This is a genomic window from Mesorhizobium sp. M0500, assembly GCF_040321165.1.
Taxonomy (GTDB): domain Bacteria; phylum Pseudomonadota; class Alphaproteobacteria; order Rhizobiales; family Rhizobiaceae; genus Mesorhizobium.
On the sequence record NZ_JAMYRB010000010.1, the window covers coordinates 1 to 14,616 of the forward strand.

General features: G+C 63.2%; 13 protein-coding genes and 1 pseudogene. 10 read left to right on the plus strand and 4 right to left on the minus strand.

The window, feature by feature from the left end:
- From NKI70_RS18990 to NKI70_RS19000, 3 genes and pseudogenes are all read left to right on the plus strand, one after another.
- Positions 1 to 85: pseudogene (locus NKI70_RS18990) on the plus strand (CopG family transcriptional regulator); the annotation flags it as partial.
- Positions 86 to 188: 103 nt separating this feature from the next.
- On the plus strand, positions 189 to 743 hold the full coding sequence (locus NKI70_RS18995; RefSeq protein ID WP_023677111.1) for a DUF4142 domain-containing protein: 555 nt from the start codon (positions 189 to 191) through the stop codon (positions 741 to 743).
- A gap of 247 nt (positions 744 to 990) precedes the next feature.
- Positions 991 to 1,233 (plus strand): polymerase, encoded by a 243-nt coding sequence (locus NKI70_RS19000; protein ID WP_352571521.1) that lies wholly within the window; start codon positions 991 to 993, stop codon positions 1,231 to 1,233.
- A gap of 105 nt (positions 1,234 to 1,338) precedes the next feature.
- Here NKI70_RS19000 and NKI70_RS19005 read toward each other — a convergent pair whose 3' ends face one another.
- Entirely contained in the window at positions 1,339 to 2,235 is an 897-nt protein-coding gene (locus NKI70_RS19005) for a DUF1236 domain-containing protein (protein WP_352571522.1), read from the minus strand.
- Between the two features lie 96 nt (positions 2,236 to 2,331).
- Here NKI70_RS19005 and NKI70_RS19010 point away from each other — a divergent pair, with 96 nt between their 5' ends.
- The 4 genes from NKI70_RS19010 to NKI70_RS19025 all read left to right on the plus strand — a co-directional run bounded on the left by NKI70_RS19010 (position 2,332) and on the right by NKI70_RS19025 (position 5,660).
- Positions 2,332 to 2,631: a DUF1236 domain-containing protein gene (locus NKI70_RS19010; protein ID WP_023677114.1), complete on the plus strand. Its 300-nt coding sequence runs from the start codon at positions 2,332 to 2,334 to the stop codon at positions 2,629 to 2,631.
- 345 nt (positions 2,632 to 2,976) lie between these two features.
- Positions 2,977 to 3,825 carry a MetQ/NlpA family lipoprotein gene (locus NKI70_RS19015; protein ID WP_352571523.1) on the plus strand — a complete coding sequence of 283 codons (849 nt, stop codon included), beginning with the start codon at positions 2,977 to 2,979 and terminating at the stop codon, positions 3,823 to 3,825.
- A gap of 133 nt (positions 3,826 to 3,958) precedes the next feature.
- A complete protein-coding gene (locus NKI70_RS19020) occupies positions 3,959 to 5,023 on the plus strand; it encodes a methionine ABC transporter ATP-binding protein (RefSeq protein WP_352697435.1) in 1,065 nt (354 codons plus the stop codon).
- Positions 5,004 to 5,660 (plus strand): methionine ABC transporter permease, encoded by a 657-nt coding sequence (locus tag NKI70_RS19025; protein WP_023677117.1) that lies wholly within the window; start codon positions 5,004 to 5,006, stop codon positions 5,658 to 5,660. The genes NKI70_RS19020 and NKI70_RS19025 overlap by 20 nt, the downstream gene beginning before the upstream one ends.
- Positions 5,661 to 5,705: 45 nt before the next feature.
- Here NKI70_RS19025 and NKI70_RS19030 read toward each other — a convergent pair whose 3' ends face one another.
- The 3 genes from NKI70_RS19030 to NKI70_RS19040 are packed head-to-tail and all read right to left on the minus strand — an operon-like array spanning position 5,706 to position 9,848.
- Positions 5,706 to 6,080, minus strand: a complete 375-nt coding sequence (locus NKI70_RS19030) for a hypothetical protein (RefSeq protein WP_023677118.1) — start codon at positions 6,078 to 6,080, stop codon at positions 5,706 to 5,708.
- Positions 6,077 to 7,762: a hydantoinase B/oxoprolinase family protein gene (locus tag NKI70_RS19035; RefSeq protein ID WP_352571524.1), complete on the minus strand. Its 1,686-nt coding sequence runs from the start codon at positions 7,760 to 7,762 to the stop codon at positions 6,077 to 6,079. Before NKI70_RS19035 ends, NKI70_RS19030 begins: the two co-directional genes overlap by 4 nt.
- A gap of 1 nt (position 7,763) precedes the next feature.
- Complete coding sequence (locus tag NKI70_RS19040; RefSeq protein ID WP_352571525.1) at positions 7,764 to 9,848, minus strand: hydantoinase/oxoprolinase family protein; 2,085 nt, start codon at positions 9,846 to 9,848, stop codon at positions 7,764 to 7,766.
- A gap of 218 nt (positions 9,849 to 10,066) precedes the next feature.
- Between NKI70_RS19040 and NKI70_RS19045 the strand changes: the two genes are divergently transcribed.
- From NKI70_RS19045 to NKI70_RS19055, 3 genes are all read left to right on the plus strand, one after another.
- Entirely contained in the window at positions 10,067 to 10,894 is an 828-nt protein-coding gene (locus NKI70_RS19045) for a ferredoxin--NADP reductase (RefSeq protein WP_352571526.1), read from the plus strand.
- A 162-nt stretch (positions 10,895 to 11,056) separates the two neighbouring features.
- Entirely contained in the window at positions 11,057 to 12,106 is a 1,050-nt protein-coding gene (gene deoC, locus NKI70_RS19050; RefSeq protein ID WP_031211867.1) for a deoxyribose-phosphate aldolase, read from the plus strand.
- Positions 12,107 to 12,119: 13 nt separating this feature from the next.
- A complete protein-coding gene (locus NKI70_RS19055; RefSeq protein ID WP_352697346.1) occupies positions 12,120 to 14,492 on the plus strand; it encodes an aldehyde dehydrogenase family protein in 2,373 nt (790 codons plus the stop codon).
- Positions 14,493 to 14,616: the final 124 nt, after the last annotated feature.

The following is a 14,616-nucleotide window of genomic DNA, read 5'->3' on the forward strand; positions in this document are numbered from 1 at the left end:
CGATGACGATGTCCTGGTCGCGGCCAAGGCCATGGCCCGGCAGCAGGATCGCAGCCTCGGCGAGGTCATCACCGATCTCGCCCGGGGGGGGGGGGGGGGGCGCCCCGCCCCCCCCCACGACCAGGCAACCTCGCCGCAGCTTGCGCGTTGAGCCATCGGAGGGATGACATCAGCCTCGGAGAACCCCCATGAAAACCCTTCTATCCATCACTGCGGCAGCGATGATGGCTGGCGCACCTTTGGCTGCTTTTGCCCAATCGGCGACGCTGACGCCTCTAACGACCGACACCATGAGCAAGGTTGACACCGCGACGTTCGTCAAGACCGTGCCCATCGCCAATACATTCGAAATCGAATCGAGCCGACTTGCGCAGACGCAGGCGACTGCCGACGACGTGAAGGCATTCGCGGCGCAAATGGTCACGGACCACACCAAGGCCGGCGAGGACTTCAAGGCGGCGCTCAGCAAGGGTCAGACGACTTCGGCCACCGCGCCAGCCGGCCCGTCGCTGGACACCAAGCACCAGGCGCTGCTCGACCAACTCAAGGAGGCCAGCGGGGACAGCTTCCAATCGAAATATATCGACATGCAGACCCAGGCGCATAAGGAAGCGGTGGCGCTGTTTTCCGCTTACGCGAATTCCGGCGACGATCCGGCGATGAAGGAGTTTGCCAAGAAGACGCTGCCGGTGCTGCAAATGCACGAACGTCATGTCAAGAACCTCGCTGCCGCGCATCAATGAGAGCGAAGAGTGCCTTTTGCAAACGAAAGGCCGCCCCACACACGGCCTGTGTGACGCGGCTGTCGTCCGGCCACACGGCCGGGAACAAAGCACCGAGAGTGCCGTTATTTATCCGGCTTGTTCGGGGAGGATCCAATGGAAGGCGGCATTCGCGCGGCCTCAAGGATAGTAGCGCCGGCTTTCGGCGCCGTCCTGGTCGCCGCTGTCACAGGCTGAAATCGCTTTCCGAACGGGACAGGCTGCCTTCATGCGCTACGGCGAGATATTTGCAAATGTTACGGCACTCATGTTGCTGGCCTTGATGATTGGCGGCGTCTTCGTCCTGTTTGGAGAGCCGCTGTGGCCGCGGCACTACGCGAGAATGGCGCTGGTTACGGATATCGATGCCATGACCACCGCGTCAGTCCGAACAAGCTGCGTGCCCAGTCCCTGCCTGCCCGACACCATCGATCACACAGTGCTCACTCCTCGCCCCGAGGACGGACCTTGATTTGCGATTTGCAGACGCTGGAGCCGGGTACGGAAAAGCCCGCCGCCCGAGCTGCGCGGCGGGCTTTTTTGGTGCATCAACCCACGGTAGACCGTCTGGCCACGACTAGGTCAGGATAATCACGATCTCGTAGGTATTCGGGTCGACGATGACGATCCGGCCGTCGGCGAGCACGAAATACTCATAGCCTTCGTAAGCCGGAATGATCTTGACGATGCGCGCCGGCAGGCGATGCAGCCGGACCTTCTTTCGCGGAACCTCGACACCGACAGAGATGTCGAAATCGACGCTGGAAACCGGTTGGACGTTCGTCTCCTTGATGACCTGCGTGATCTCCGTCTTCTGTTCAACGGTCACATTGTTGATGGAAGCGGTCGAACTCTGGTCTTGCGTCTGCGTCGAGGCATTGCCCTGAGTCTGCTCGGTGGTCGTGGTCCCAGTCTTGCCCTGAGCCTGCTCCTCGGTCTTCATTTTCGTGCTGCCTTGGCCCTGCTCGGTGGTGGTGGTTCCGGCCTTGCCTTGGGCCTGTTCGTCGGTCTTCATCTTGGTGCTGCCCTGGGCCTGCTGGTCAGTCGTGGCGCCAGCCTTGCCCTGAGCCTGCTCGTTGGTCTTCAGTTTCGGTTTGCCCTGGGCTTGCTGGTCAGTCGTTGCGCCGGCCTTGCCTTTGGCTTGCTCATCGGTCTTCAGCTTCTTGTTGCCTTGCGCCTGTTGATCAGTTGCAGCGCCGGCCTTGCCCTGAGCCTGCTCGCCCATTTTGGCGCCGTTCTGGCAATTGGCAGTGCCGGCTGCACAATTGGCGCCGGACTGGTCGTCGGTCGACTGCTGCGTCTGGGCAAGTGCAGCCCCGCAGCTGACGCTGATTGCTAGCATGCTGGTGATCAGAACGCCTTTCATGAGAGATCTCCTTGGAAAACGCGTCCCTTCACCGCGTAAAACTGCGGCTAAAAAACTTTGTTCCAAACTAATGGAGCGAAACGGCAAGCGATCCGAGTGGCGGAACAAGCTCCACCTGATGACGTTACCGGCCTATAGCGACCCCGCTGCGAACAGCATGACGCGGCGCAGCGCAGAGGTGGCTCACCATGAAAGGAGACGATCATGAGAATGCATCTTTCGGCAGCCGCGGCTGGGTTCTTGCTGCTTGCGGGTATTGGCGCCGCTGCCGCTCAGGACGTGGTCATCGAACCGCAGCAGGAGACGATCGTACGCGAGTATGTGAAAAAGCAGCCTCTGGCGTCCGTCCAGCTTCCCGGCGTGGAGCTCAATGTCGGCTCGACACTGCCCGATACCGTCGAGCTTCATGAGGTTCCCGACGTCAAATACCGCTATGTCGTCGTCGACAATCGGACCGTCCTGGTCGATCCTGGCACGCGCAGGATTGTAAAGGTCATCGAGTGAGCAAGCGCGTCGCTTTGAAGGGACATGCGGCGCGTCCAGCATTGTCGACATCCCACACCGCTGCCCGTGTTGGGCATTCGGACGCAGAAAGGCCCGCCGCTTCGAAGCACGGCGGGCCTCATAGCGGAGACGACGTCCGGACAATTTCTGAACCAGCATTGGCTTAGAACGCATGATCCCAGCACGCCCTGTGCTCGCCAGGCCCGAAACTTTAAGAGAATATTCCTGGCTTCGCATTTCGCGGGAAATACGGTGCTTTGATCCGACGGTCAGCATTCCCGATGATGCCGGCAAGGCTTGGCACTCCGCCTGGCCGCAACGACTTCAGAACCGACGGGATAGATCATGTCTGGGAATACCAACACTTTGCTCTCATTTCTCTCCGCAAGTATAAACCGGCGCGCCGGTCTGGCTGTACTTTTCGCGTCGGCGGTTGCGATTGTCGGCCTTGCTGCGCCGTCGTTCGCCGAAGACAAGACGGCGGTCAAGGTCGGCATCATGAGCGGCGAGGACGAGGATGTGTGGCGCGTCGTCACCGCCCAGGCGGCGGAGAGGGGGCTGACGATCGAGACCGTGGTGTTCAACGACTACACCCAGCCGAATGAAGCACTCGAGCGTGGCGAAATCGACGCCAACGCCTTCCAGCACAAGCCCTATCTCGACAACCAGATCAAGACGCAGGGCTATCACATCGTCCCGGTCGGCTATACCGGGGTCTGGCCGATCGGCCTCTATTCCAAGAAGTACACGAAGATTGCCGACCTGCCCGAAGACGCCGTCATTGGCGTGCCGAACGACCCGTCCAATGAGGGCCGCGCACTGCGCGTTCTGCAGAGCGAAGGTCTGATCAAGCTCAGGGAAGGCACCGGCATTCTGGCTACGACGACCGACATTGCCGAAAACCCGAAGAAATTAGTCGTCAAGGAGCTTGACGCCGGGATTGTCGGGCGCTCGGTGGAAGACCTCGACGGGGCCGTGGTCAACACGGATTGGGCGCTTAAAAGCGGCCTCACACCGGAGAACCGCATCGCCCAGGAGGCGGTGGCCGACAATCCCTACCGCAACTTCATCGCGGTCAAGGCCGGCAATGAAAACCAGCCCTGGGTAAAGACATTGGTCGCCTCCTACCAGAACGAAAAGGTGAAGGCCGAATTCGACCGAGTCTACAAGGGAACCGGCATCAGCGCCTATTGATACCGAGCTCGACTTGGCGCTGAAGCCCGGCATGATAAAGCGGTCCGCGCTCCAACGCGGACCGCGATCGCGTTTTGCGGGCACGAATACAGGAACTTTCATGAACCAGCATTTCGCCTCGGTCACCGAAGTCATGCATCCCGTCGGCGGCCGCTCCGCGGGACCGAACGATGTCGTGCGCCTCATCGAGCTGAAGCGCAGCTTCGGCGCGACAGCGGCGCTGGACGGCGTATCGCTCAGCGTGCGCCAGGGCGAGATCCTCGGCATCATCGGCCGGAGCGGCGCCGGCAAGTCGACGCTGATACGCTGCCTGAACGGCCTGGAGCGGCCGGATACAGGACAGGTCTTCATCGAAGGCCGCGACATCAGCCGGCTCGGCGAGCGCGAATTGCAACCGCTGCGCCGGCGTATCGGCATGATCTTCCAGCATTTCAACCTGCTGTCTGCCAAGACGGTCGAAGACAATGTAGCGCTGCCGCTCAAGATCGAAGGCCGGCCAAGGGCCGAACGCCTGGCGCGCGCTGCCGAGCTGCTCGAGCTCGTCGGCCTGTCGGAGAAGGCGAAAGCCTATCCGGCGTCGCTGTCGGGCGGGCAGAAGCAGCGCGTCGGCATTGCCCGGGCGCTTGCGGCGCGCCCGGCGCTGCTGCTGTCCGACGAAGCGACCTCGGCATTGGACCCGGAGACGACGCGCTCCATCCTCGCCTTGCTCAGAGATATCAACCGGCAGCTCGACCTGACCATCCTGCTCATCACCCATGAGATGGAGGTGATCCGTTCGATCGCCGATCGTGTCGCGGTGATCGACGCTGGGCGGATCGTCGAGCAAGGGCCGGTGTGGTCGGTGTTTGCCGATCCGAAGTCGGCGATCACACAAAGCCTGCTCGGCGGCATCCGGCCGCAATTGCCGGCGGAGATCGCAAGCCGGCTAACGCAGAACGCCGGCGTGGAGGCGATCCTCAGGATCGACGTGGCGGGTGAGGCCGCCCGAAGCCCGCTTTTGTCCGATCTTGCCTCGGCAGTTCCCGGCTCGTTCCGCCTCGTGCATGGCGGCATCGATCACGTCCAGCAGCAGCCTGTCGGTACACTGTTCGTGGCGGTCGCCGGCAGCAATGAAGCTCACCTGGCAGAGGTGATCGCGTTCTTGAAAGCCCGCCAAGCGCGGGTGGAGGTGCTTGGCCATGTCGCCGGTTCTGTTTGAGCTTCTCGCCCGTTCGATCTGGGAAACGATCCTGATGACGGCCGCCTCCGGCCTCATCTCGCTGGTTTTCGGGCTGCCGCTCGGCCTGGCGCTGGTCGCCACCGACCGCGGCGGTATCGCCGAAAACCTGTGGATGAACCGCGCGCTCGGAGCGGTCATCAACGGCTTCCGCTCGGTGCCTTTCATCATCCTGCTGGTTGCGCTGATCCCGGTGACGCGGCTGATCGTCGGCACCTCAATCGGCACCTGGGCAGCGATTGTGCCGCTGTCGATCGCGGCGACGCCCTACTATGCCCGGATCGCCGAAGTGTCACTGCGCGAGGTCGACCACGGGCTGATCGAGGCAGCACGCGCCATGGGCGGCAACCGCTGGACGATCATTCGAGAGGTGCTGGTGCCGGAAGCGTTGCCCGGCATCGTCGCCGGCTTCACGGTGACGCTGGTGACGCTTATCGGCGCCTCGGCCATGGCTGGCGCCATCGGCGCCGGCGGGCTCGGCGACCTCGCCATCCGCTACGGCTACCAGCGCTTCGAGACGTCCGTCATGATCGCCGTGGTCATCGTCCTGATCGTCCTGGTCTGCGGCATCCAGTGGGCCGGCGACCGGCTGGTCGCGAGGCTGGACCACAGGGCATAGCGGTGCGCAGCGGTCTGGGCGATATGCCAGCACCCGGTAAAACCCTCACTGCCGGTCCGGCTTCTCCACCGCGCTCAGCGCCGCCAAGCCTTGTAGCGGCGGCTCTCCGGCCTGCAGATATCGTTGGATCAGTTGCTCATCCTCTGCGCCTTTATAGGCTAACGGAATACCTCTGATTTGAGCGGGCATGTCCCAATCGAGCGGCCGATCCTCCGGCGCGAACCACTTGCATCGCCGAACCTCCACCCAATGCCGGCGAATTGACAAACAATTGCCGAGGCCGTCGTCTTCGTAGCCGAACTCCACTCCACAGCACGAACATATGATGGAGCTGGGTTCTTTGCCGTTCTCGCCCCATGGCAGATCGGGAGATTGATCGAGGCCGCAGACACGGCATTTGAATTTGTCTTGTGGATTCATTTGATCCCGAACAGGTCCCTGGCTTGCTCGGCGGTATAGTACTCTAGCCTGACGTCCCGAGCGACCAATTCCGGATCCCGCTGCAACGGATCGCCGTAGCCGCCGCCGCCCGGCGTGCTAACGCGCACGCGGTCGCCTGCCTTCAGCGCGATGTCCTGTTCCTTGGAGAGGTGCGGCGGCACATGTTCCTTGCCGTCGCGGAACACGGTGACCGTGTTGACCGCGCCGTCCTTGCCGCCGAGCGCGCCTTGCGGGCCGAAGCGGCCGTGATCCATGACGAAAGAGGCGCGGGCGTCGCCGCGCAGGATCTCGACCTCATAGGCGAGGCCAAAACCGCCGCGATGCTTGCCGGCGCCGCCCGAGCCTTCGCGCAGGGCGTAGTGGCGGTAGAGCACCGGGAAGGCCTGCTCCATGATTTCGACCGGTGGCGACTTGGAAATGCCGATGGTCGAGCAGCCATTGGTCAGGCCGTCGTGACCGGCATTGCCGCCATAGCCGCCGCCGGAGATCTGGTACATGACATAATCGCGGCCGCGGGCCGGATCGTTGCCGCCGAGCGCGAAATTGCCGCTGGAGCCGGCGGGGGCCGCCGTCACCTTGTCCGGCAGCGCCTGCACCATCGCCGCGAACACCGCTTCGGCAATGCGCTGCGAAACCTCAGCCGCGCAGCCCGATACCGGCCGCGGATATTTGGCGTCGAGGAAGGTGCCTTCCGGCCGCTTGACGATCAGCGGCTCGAAGGCGCCAGCGCTGATCGGCACGTCGGGGAAAATGTGCCGCATGGCGAGATAGACCGAGGACAAGGTCGTCGCCAGCACGCTGTTCATCGGCCCAGCGCAGGGCTTTGACGAACCGGAGAAGTCGAAGCTGAGCGTGTCGCCCTGTTTTTCGACCGCCAGCGCGATAGTCAGCGGCTCGTTGACCACGCCGTCGGAATCAACAAAAGCCTGCGACCGGTAAATGCCGTCGGGAATGGCTGATATGTTCGCGCGCATCTGTTCGGCGGCGCGGCGGCGCAGTTCGGCGATCGCACCGACGACCGTTTCATCTCCGTAACGATCCAGGATTCCGTTCAGTCGGTCTTGACCGATCAGCAGTGCCGCCGCCTGCGCCCGGATGTCGCCGATGCGCTGGTCGGCAACCCTGATGTTCGAGCAGATGATGGCGTAGATCTCAGGGTCGAGCACGCCCTTCTTGAATAATTTCACCGGCGGCAGTCGCAAGCCTTCCTGCTCGACCGCTGTTGCCGAGGCGGAAAAGCCGCCCGGCACCGAACCACCGATGTCGGGCCAGTGGCCGGTGTTCGACAGCCAGCAGAATATCTTGCCGTCCCGATAGACCGGCATGGCGAAGCGCACATCCATCAAATGGGTGCCGCCGAGATAGGGATCGTTGACGATGTAGATATCGCCTGGCTCGGGCGGCAGGCAGCGACCGTCGGCGATCATCTCGATCACCGTTTTGGTCGAATACTGCATGACGCCGACGAACACCGGCAGGCCCTGGCTGCCTTGCGCGATCAGCGAACCATCGAGCGCCGAATAGATGCCATCCGAACGGTCATTGGCCTCGGCGATGACAGGCGAGAAGGCGGCGCGCGAAAATGTCAGGTCCATTTCGTCGCAGACTTGCTGTAGCGCCGCCTGGATGACCGAAAGGGTGATGGCGTCGAGTTTTTCCATCTCAGGCCTCGCCGATATCGATGATGATGTTGCCGTCGGCATCCGATCGCGCCCGGTCACCGGGCTCCAGCACAGTCGTCGCGTCCATCTGTTCGAGGATCGCCGGACCTTCGATTGTTGCGTCGAGCGGCAACTTCTCTCTGCTGTAGACCGGCGTGTCGTACCAGCGCCCGCCATACCAGACAGGCCGGATCTCGCGCCGCGCCTCTTCGAGCGTTTTGGCGCGCCCAGCCGGGTCGATCAGCCGGGACAGATCGATTGCCGGCCGCACGCCGGTGACCGAGGTGTTGAGGTTGACCAGATTGGCGCGGATTTCCGGCAACTGGACCTTGAAGCGGGCGAAATAGGCCTTCTCGAACAGTTGCTGCAGTCCCTCGCGTGTCACCGCAGATGACGGCAGCGGCACGTTGATGATATGCGTCTGGCCGACGAACTGCATGTCGGCGGAATGCGTGACGCGGATCATTTCCGGCTTCACCGCCTCCTTGCCGATCAGCTCCTTGCCTTCGTTTCGGTGCCGTTCCAATGTCTCGTGGAGTTGGATTTCATCGAGACGGGCCACCGGCTGGTTGACCGTATTAACGAAATCATGGCGCAGATCGGCGACGACGCAGCCGAGCGCATTGGTGATGCCCGGCCGCGCCGGCACCAGCACCTTGGGCAGGCCGAGCTCGCGCGCCAGTGCCGTCGCATGCAGCGGCCCGGCGCCGCCGAAGGCGAACAGCGCGAAATCGCGCGGGTCGTGGCCGCGCGACACCGACACCATGCGGATGGCGCCGGCCATCTTCACGTTGCCGAGCCGCAGCACCGCACCCGCCGCCTCGACGCCGGACAAGCCTGTGGCGCGGCCGATCCTGTCCTCGAATATGCCGGTGACCCGTTCGACGGTGACCGGGTTTTCCACCGCGAGCAGCTTCTTCGGCGCCAGCCTGCCGAGCACCAGATTAGCGTCGGTAATGGTCGGCTCCAAGCCGCCGCGTCCGTAGCAGATCGGGCCGGGATTGGCGCCGGCGCTTTCCGGGCCGATCTGGATCAGACCGGCCGCATCGACGCGGGCGATCGAGCCGCCGCCGGCGCCGACCGTATGCACCGCCACCATCGGCACGTGGATCGGCATCGCATACTCGATCTCGATCTCGTTCGACACCGCCGGCTCGGCGTTGCGGATCAGCGCCACGTCGGTCGAGGTGCCGCCCATGTCATAGGTGACCAGGTTTTCGAAGCCGGCGCGTTTTCCCGTATAGGCGGCAGCAATGACGCCGGAAGCGGGGCCGGACATGACGGTCTTGGCCGACTCACGTGTGACAAAGCGGGCCGAGATCATGCCGCCATTGCCGTTCATGATCAGGAAGTCGCGGGCGTAGCCTTTTGACGCCAGCTCCTTGCGCAGCCGCTCGACATAGCGTTCGAGGATCGGTTGCACCGAGGCGTTGACCGAAGCGGTGACGCCGCGCTCGAATTCGCGCGCTTCCGAAAGCAGCGCATGGCCTGTCGTGATGTAGCCGTTCGGCCAAAGCTCGGCCGCGATCTCGGCGGCACGCCGCTCATGCCTCGGGTTGGCGTAGGAATGCAGGAAATGGATGACGAGGGATTCGCAGCCGGCCGCGATCAGTTGTGAAATCGCTGCCCGCATCTCGGCCTCGTCGAGCGGTATGCGCACCGCGCCCGAGGCCTCGACCCGCTCCGACACTTCGAGCCGCAGATTGCGCGGAATGATCGGCACGAACGTGCCTGTCATGCCATAGGCTTGCGGCCGTGTCCGCCGGCCAAGCTCGATGACGTCACGAAAGCCGCGCGTGGTGATCATGCCGGTTTTGGCCAGCCGGCGCTCCAGCACCGCGTTGGTGGTGGTCGTCGTGCCGTGCACGATGAGGTCGATGCCGTCGACGGGAAAGCCGGTGGCACCAAGAGCTGCAACGACGCCGAAAGCCTGGTTGTCGACCGTCGTCGGGGTCTTGGCGATATGCACCCGGCCGCCGTCACGGCCGTCGATCAGAAGCAGGTCGGTAAAGGTGCCGCCGACATCGATACCGGCGACGACGCTGCCCGTCGAATCCAGAGCTTGCGCCGAAAAATTCTGTTCCATTGTCGAAACCCGAAATGCCCGAACTGCTTACATGCCTCAGTTTGGAAAGCTGTTTTACGGCGGCGTCTTGACGCAAATATCGTTTGTATACTAATAAATTCCGGACACAAGAGCTTACCGCTTCGGAGTGTGCAAACGGCACGCTGGAACCTGACCGGTTCGGGCGCGCAGGTGAAGATTTGGCGCGGGCGCTGAGCTGGCCCGGAAGGTTAGGTTTGATGAACACCATATCCGCGTTCAACACTGCCGGCGCCCGGCCGTTGCAGTTCCCGATACCGGCCAATGTCTATGCCGAAACCGTCGTCTCGGTGAAGCATTATACCGACCGGCTGTTTTCGTTCCGCATCACCCGGCCGCAATCGCTGCGCTTCCGTTCCGGCGAGTTCGTCATGATCGGCCTGCCCAATGCCGAGAAGCCGGTGTTCCGCGCCTATTCGATCGCCAGCCCTGCCTGGGACTACGAACTCGAATTCTTCTCGATCAAAGTGCCGGACGGCCCGCTTACCTCGGAGCTGCAGAAAATCGAGATCGGCGATACCGTCATCATACGGCAGAAGTCGACCGGCACGCTGGTGGTCGACGCGCTGACGCCGGCCAAGCGCCTGTTCATGATCTCGACCGGCACCGGCATTGCTCCATTCGCCAGCCTGCTGCGCGATCCCGATACCTATGAGAAGTTCGAGCAGGTTATCCTGACCCATACCTGCCGCGACAATGCCGAGCTCACCTACGGCCAGGAACTGGTGGCCGCACTGGAGAACGATCCGCTGATCGGCGAACTGACCGGCGGCCGCGTCACGCTGTATAATTCGACGACGCGCGAGACCTCCGAGCGCATGGGCCGCATCACCGCGCTGATCGGCTCGGGCAAATTCTACACCGATCTCGGCATCGACAGGCTCAATCCCGAAACCGACCGCATCATGATCTGCGGCTCGATGCATATGCTGAAGGACGTCAAGGAACTGGCCGAAAGCCACGGCTTCCAGGAAGGCTCGCTGCATCATCCGGCAAGCTTCGTCGTCGAGCGCGCCTTCGTCGGCTGAGACGCGCAGTTCAGCGTCCACTGGTTCGAGACCCTGATTTTGATCATGCGGTCAAAAATCGGCTGCCTTGACTGTCTTTTTCCGCTATGACCGCTTGAAGGACTCGTGAAGCGCTGCTTCACGGTCTATCTTCGGCATAAGTCGCTGAACAAGGGGCAGGAGATGAGCAGCACAATCCGCGAAACCGACGTCGGCATATCGAAGGTCACGCCGCTGCCGGCACGCGCCGCCGCCAATGCACCAATCCCGCAAGCCCATGGCATTGCTCGCAATCCCGGCATGAGGCTCGATCTCGGCTTCATGGAATCGATGCGCGGCGTCAACCGCTCGGCGCTGGAACGCCGCGTCGCCAGCCTGACCAAAAGACGCTCGATCAAGGCCGATAACCAGGCCGCCTGGCTGCTGCGCGCCGTCGCCTGCATGGACCTGACGACGCTGAACTCGAACGACACGGAAGAGCGCGTGCGCCGGCTTTGTGCCAAGGCGGTCAACCCGTTCCGTCGCGACATTGCCGAGGGGCTCGGCATTACTGGTGAAAAGATCCGCCCGGCGGCGGTCTGCGTCTATCAGCCCTTCGTCGCCACTGCCGTCGAAGCGCTGCGCGGCAGCGGCGTCCATGTCGCCGCCGTTTCCACGGCTTTCCCGCACGGCCTTGCACCGCTTTCGACACGTCTGCAGGAGATCGAAGCATCGGTAAGGGACGGCGCCGACGAGATCGACGTCGTCATCCCGCGCGGCCTGGTATTCGGGGCGAAATGGCAGGAGCTCTATAACGAGATTGTCTCGATGCGCGCCGCTTGCGGCGAGGCCCATCTGAAGGTGATCCTCGGCACCGGCGACCTCGCGACGCTGCGCAACGTCATGCTCGCCTCGATGGTGGCGATGATGGCGGGTGCAGATTTCATCAAGACCTCGACCGGCAAGGAAAGCGTCAACGCGACGCTGCCGGTCGGCCTTGCCATGGTGCGCGCCATCCGCGCCTATTTCGAGGAAACCGGCTATCTCATCGGCTTCAAGCCGGCCGGTGGCATTTCCACGGCAAAAGCCTCGCTCGACTGGCTGGTGCTGATGAAAGAAGAACTGGGCCGGCCGTGGCTGGAGCCGGAGCTGTTCCGCTTCGGAGCATCGAGCCTTTTGACCGACATCGAGCGCCAGCTCGAGCATCATCTGACCGGCCACTACTCGGCCAATCATCGCCACGCGATGGCGTGATTCGGAGCGCGCCATGAACATTCTCGAACGCTATCACGCCATGGAATACGGCCCGGCGCCGGAGGCGCGCAACGAGGCCGATGCGTGGCTTGCCGCGCGGGATTTCGGCAAAGCGCTGTTTATCGGCGGCGACTGGAAGGCAGCCAGCGGAGGCAAAACCTTCGACACCAGCGATCCGTCCTCGAGAAAGCTGCTGGCCAAGGTGTCGGATGCCGGTGCCGCCGATATCGACGCGGCGGTTTCGGCCGCCACAAAAGCGCTGCCGAAATGGAGCGCCAGCACCGGTTATCAACGCGCCAAAGTGCTCTACGCCATCGGCCGCGCCATGCAGCGCCACCAACGGCTGTTCGCGGTATTGGAATCGATCGACAACGGCAAGCCGATCCGCGAAAGCCGCGACATCGACGTGCCGCTGGCCATCCGCCATTTCATCCATCATGCCGGCTGGGCGCAGGCGCTGGACAGGGATTTTCCAGGCCATAAGGGGGTCGGCGTCGTCGGCCAGATCATCCCGTGGAACTTCCCGCTCTTGATGCTCGCCTGGAAGATCGCGCCGGCGCTCGCTGCGGGCTGCACCGTGGTGCTCAAACCCGCGGAATTCACGCCGCTCACCGCGATCCTGTTTGCCGAGATCTGTGGACGCGCCGGCGTGCCGAAGGGCGTCGTCAACATCGTCCAGGGCGGGCCGGAGGCGGGTGGGGCAATCGTCAATCATCCCGGGATCCAGAAGATTGCCTTCACCGGTTCGTCCGAGGTCGGCAAGATCATCCGCAAAGCCACCGCCGGTTCGGGCAAGAAACTGTCGCTGGAGCTTGGCGGCAAGTCGGCCTTTGTGGTCTTTGAGGATGCCGATCTCGACAGCGCCGTCGAGGGACTGGTCGACGGCATCTGGTTCAACCAGGGCCAGGTGTGCTGTGCCGGTTCGCGGCTTCTGGTGCAGGAGGGCATCGCCGATGCCTTCATCGCCAAGGTCAAGACGCGGATGAGCCGGCTGCGCGTCGGCAGCCCGCTCGACAAGAACACCGATATCGGCCCGCTGGTCGATTTGACCCAGCTCGATCGCGTCAAGGGCCTGATCGCCGAGGGCGCCAAGCAGGGCGCAATCTGCTGGCAGCCGGACTCGGCGCTGCCCTCCTCGGGCTATTACCATCTGCCAACGCTGGCGACCGGTGTTTCGCCGGCTAACATCTTGGCACAGGAAGAGGTGTTCGGGCCGGTGCTCGCCACTATGACCTTCCGCAACACCGAGGAAGCGGTCGAGCTCGCCAACAACACACGCTATGGCCTGGCCGCTTCGGTGTGGAGCGAGAACATCAATCTTGCCCTGCACGTCGCGCCCCAATTGAAGGCGGGCGTCGTCTGGGTCAACGGCACCAATATGTTCGACGCCGCCTGCGGCTTCGGCGGTTACCGCGAGAGCGGCTTTGGCCGCGAAGGCGGGCGCGAGGGCATGTTCGAATATCTCTCGGCAAAACTGCCGCTCGGCCCGTTCATCAAGCCGGCAACGTCTTCGGCTCAACCTGTCGAGCAGGCGGAAGGTGCCGCCATCGACCGCACGGCAAAGCTGTTCATCGGCGGCAAGCAGGTCCGGCCGGACGGCAATTATTCCATCGCCATCGCCACCGCCAAGGGCAAGCTTGCCGGCGAGGTCGGTCTCGGCAACCGCAAGGATATCCGTGACGCTGTCGCGGCCGCGCGCGCCTGCAAGGCCTGGCCGGAGGCGACCGCCTACAACCGCAGCCAAGTGCTCTACTACCTGGGCGAAAATCTGTCCGGCCGCGCCGACGAGTTTGCCGCCCGTTTGACCCAGCTCACCGGCGCGACCGCCAAGGCGGCGCGTGACGAGGTCGAGCTGTCGATCGAGCGCCTGTTCCTCTATGCCGGCTTGGCCGACAAAATCGAGGGCCGCGTCCACCAGCCGCCGGCCCGCGCCATCACGCTGGCACTGCACGAACCGGTCGGGGTCGTCGGTATCGTCGCGTCGGACAACGCACCTTTGCTTGGCTTGATATCGCTGGTGGCGCCGGCGCTCGCCATGGGCAACACCGTGGTCGCCGTGCCGTCCGAAAAATACCCGCTGCTTGCCACCGACCTCTACCAGGTCATCGAATATTCCGACGTTCCGGCAGGCGCCATCAATATCGTCACCGGCCGTAGCGCCGAGCTTGCCGGCGTGCTGGCCAAGCATGACGATGTCGACGGGCTCTGGGTGTTCGCCGATGCCGAGACTTGCGCCAAGGCCGAGGCCGAGTCCATCGGCAATCTCAAACGCGTCTGGACCGGCAACGGCCACAGCCTCGACTGGGCGTCGAACGAAGCAGCCGGCGATGCCTTGCTGCGCCGTGCGATCGAGGTCAAGAACGTCTGGGTGCCCTACGGCGACTGAGTGCCCCGGAGAGACGTCCGGGCTTGACGGGCCAAAAGATGTTCTTTACCGAGAAAAAACATTTGGCTGGCAGGCGAATATCGAAACAGGCGGGATGGTAGTGCCCGGCTGGCACATTGCGCCC

Coding starts and splice junctions, on each gene's coding strand:
- NKI70_RS18995 (WP_023677111.1), top strand. CDS start 189: ATGAAAACCCTTCTATCCATCACTGCGGCAGCGATGATGGCTGGCGCA.
- NKI70_RS19045 (WP_352571526.1), top strand. CDS start 10,067: ATGAACACCATATCCGCGTTCAACACTGCCGGCGCCCGGCCGTTGCAG.
- NKI70_RS19055 (WP_352697346.1), top strand. CDS start 12,120: ATGAACATTCTCGAACGCTATCACGCCATGGAATACGGCCCGGCGCCG.
- NKI70_RS19040 (WP_352571525.1), bottom strand. CDS start 9,848: ATGGAACAGAATTTTTCGGCGCAAGCTCTGGATTCGACGGGCAGCGTC.
- NKI70_RS19015 (WP_352571523.1), top strand. CDS start 2,977: ATGTCTGGGAATACCAACACTTTGCTCTCATTTCTCTCCGCAAGTATA.
- NKI70_RS19020 (WP_352697435.1), top strand. CDS start 3,959: ATGCATCCCGTCGGCGGCCGCTCCGCGGGACCGAACGATGTCGTGCGC.
- NKI70_RS19035 (WP_352571524.1), bottom strand. CDS start 7,762: ATGGAAAAACTCGACGCCATCACCCTTTCGGTCATCCAGGCGGCGCTA.
- NKI70_RS19030 (WP_023677118.1), bottom strand. CDS start 6,080: ATGAATCCACAAGACAAATTCAAATGCCGTGTCTGCGGCCTCGATCAA.
- NKI70_RS19000 (WP_352571521.1), top strand. CDS start 991: ATGCGCTACGGCGAGATATTTGCAAATGTTACGGCACTCATGTTGCTG.
- deoC (WP_031211867.1), top strand. CDS start 11,057: ATGAGCAGCACAATCCGCGAAACCGACGTCGGCATATCGAAGGTCACG.
- NKI70_RS19025 (WP_023677117.1), top strand. CDS start 5,004: ATGTCGCCGGTTCTGTTTGAGCTTCTCGCCCGTTCGATCTGGGAAACG.
- NKI70_RS19010 (WP_023677114.1), top strand. CDS start 2,332: ATGAGAATGCATCTTTCGGCAGCCGCGGCTGGGTTCTTGCTGCTTGCG.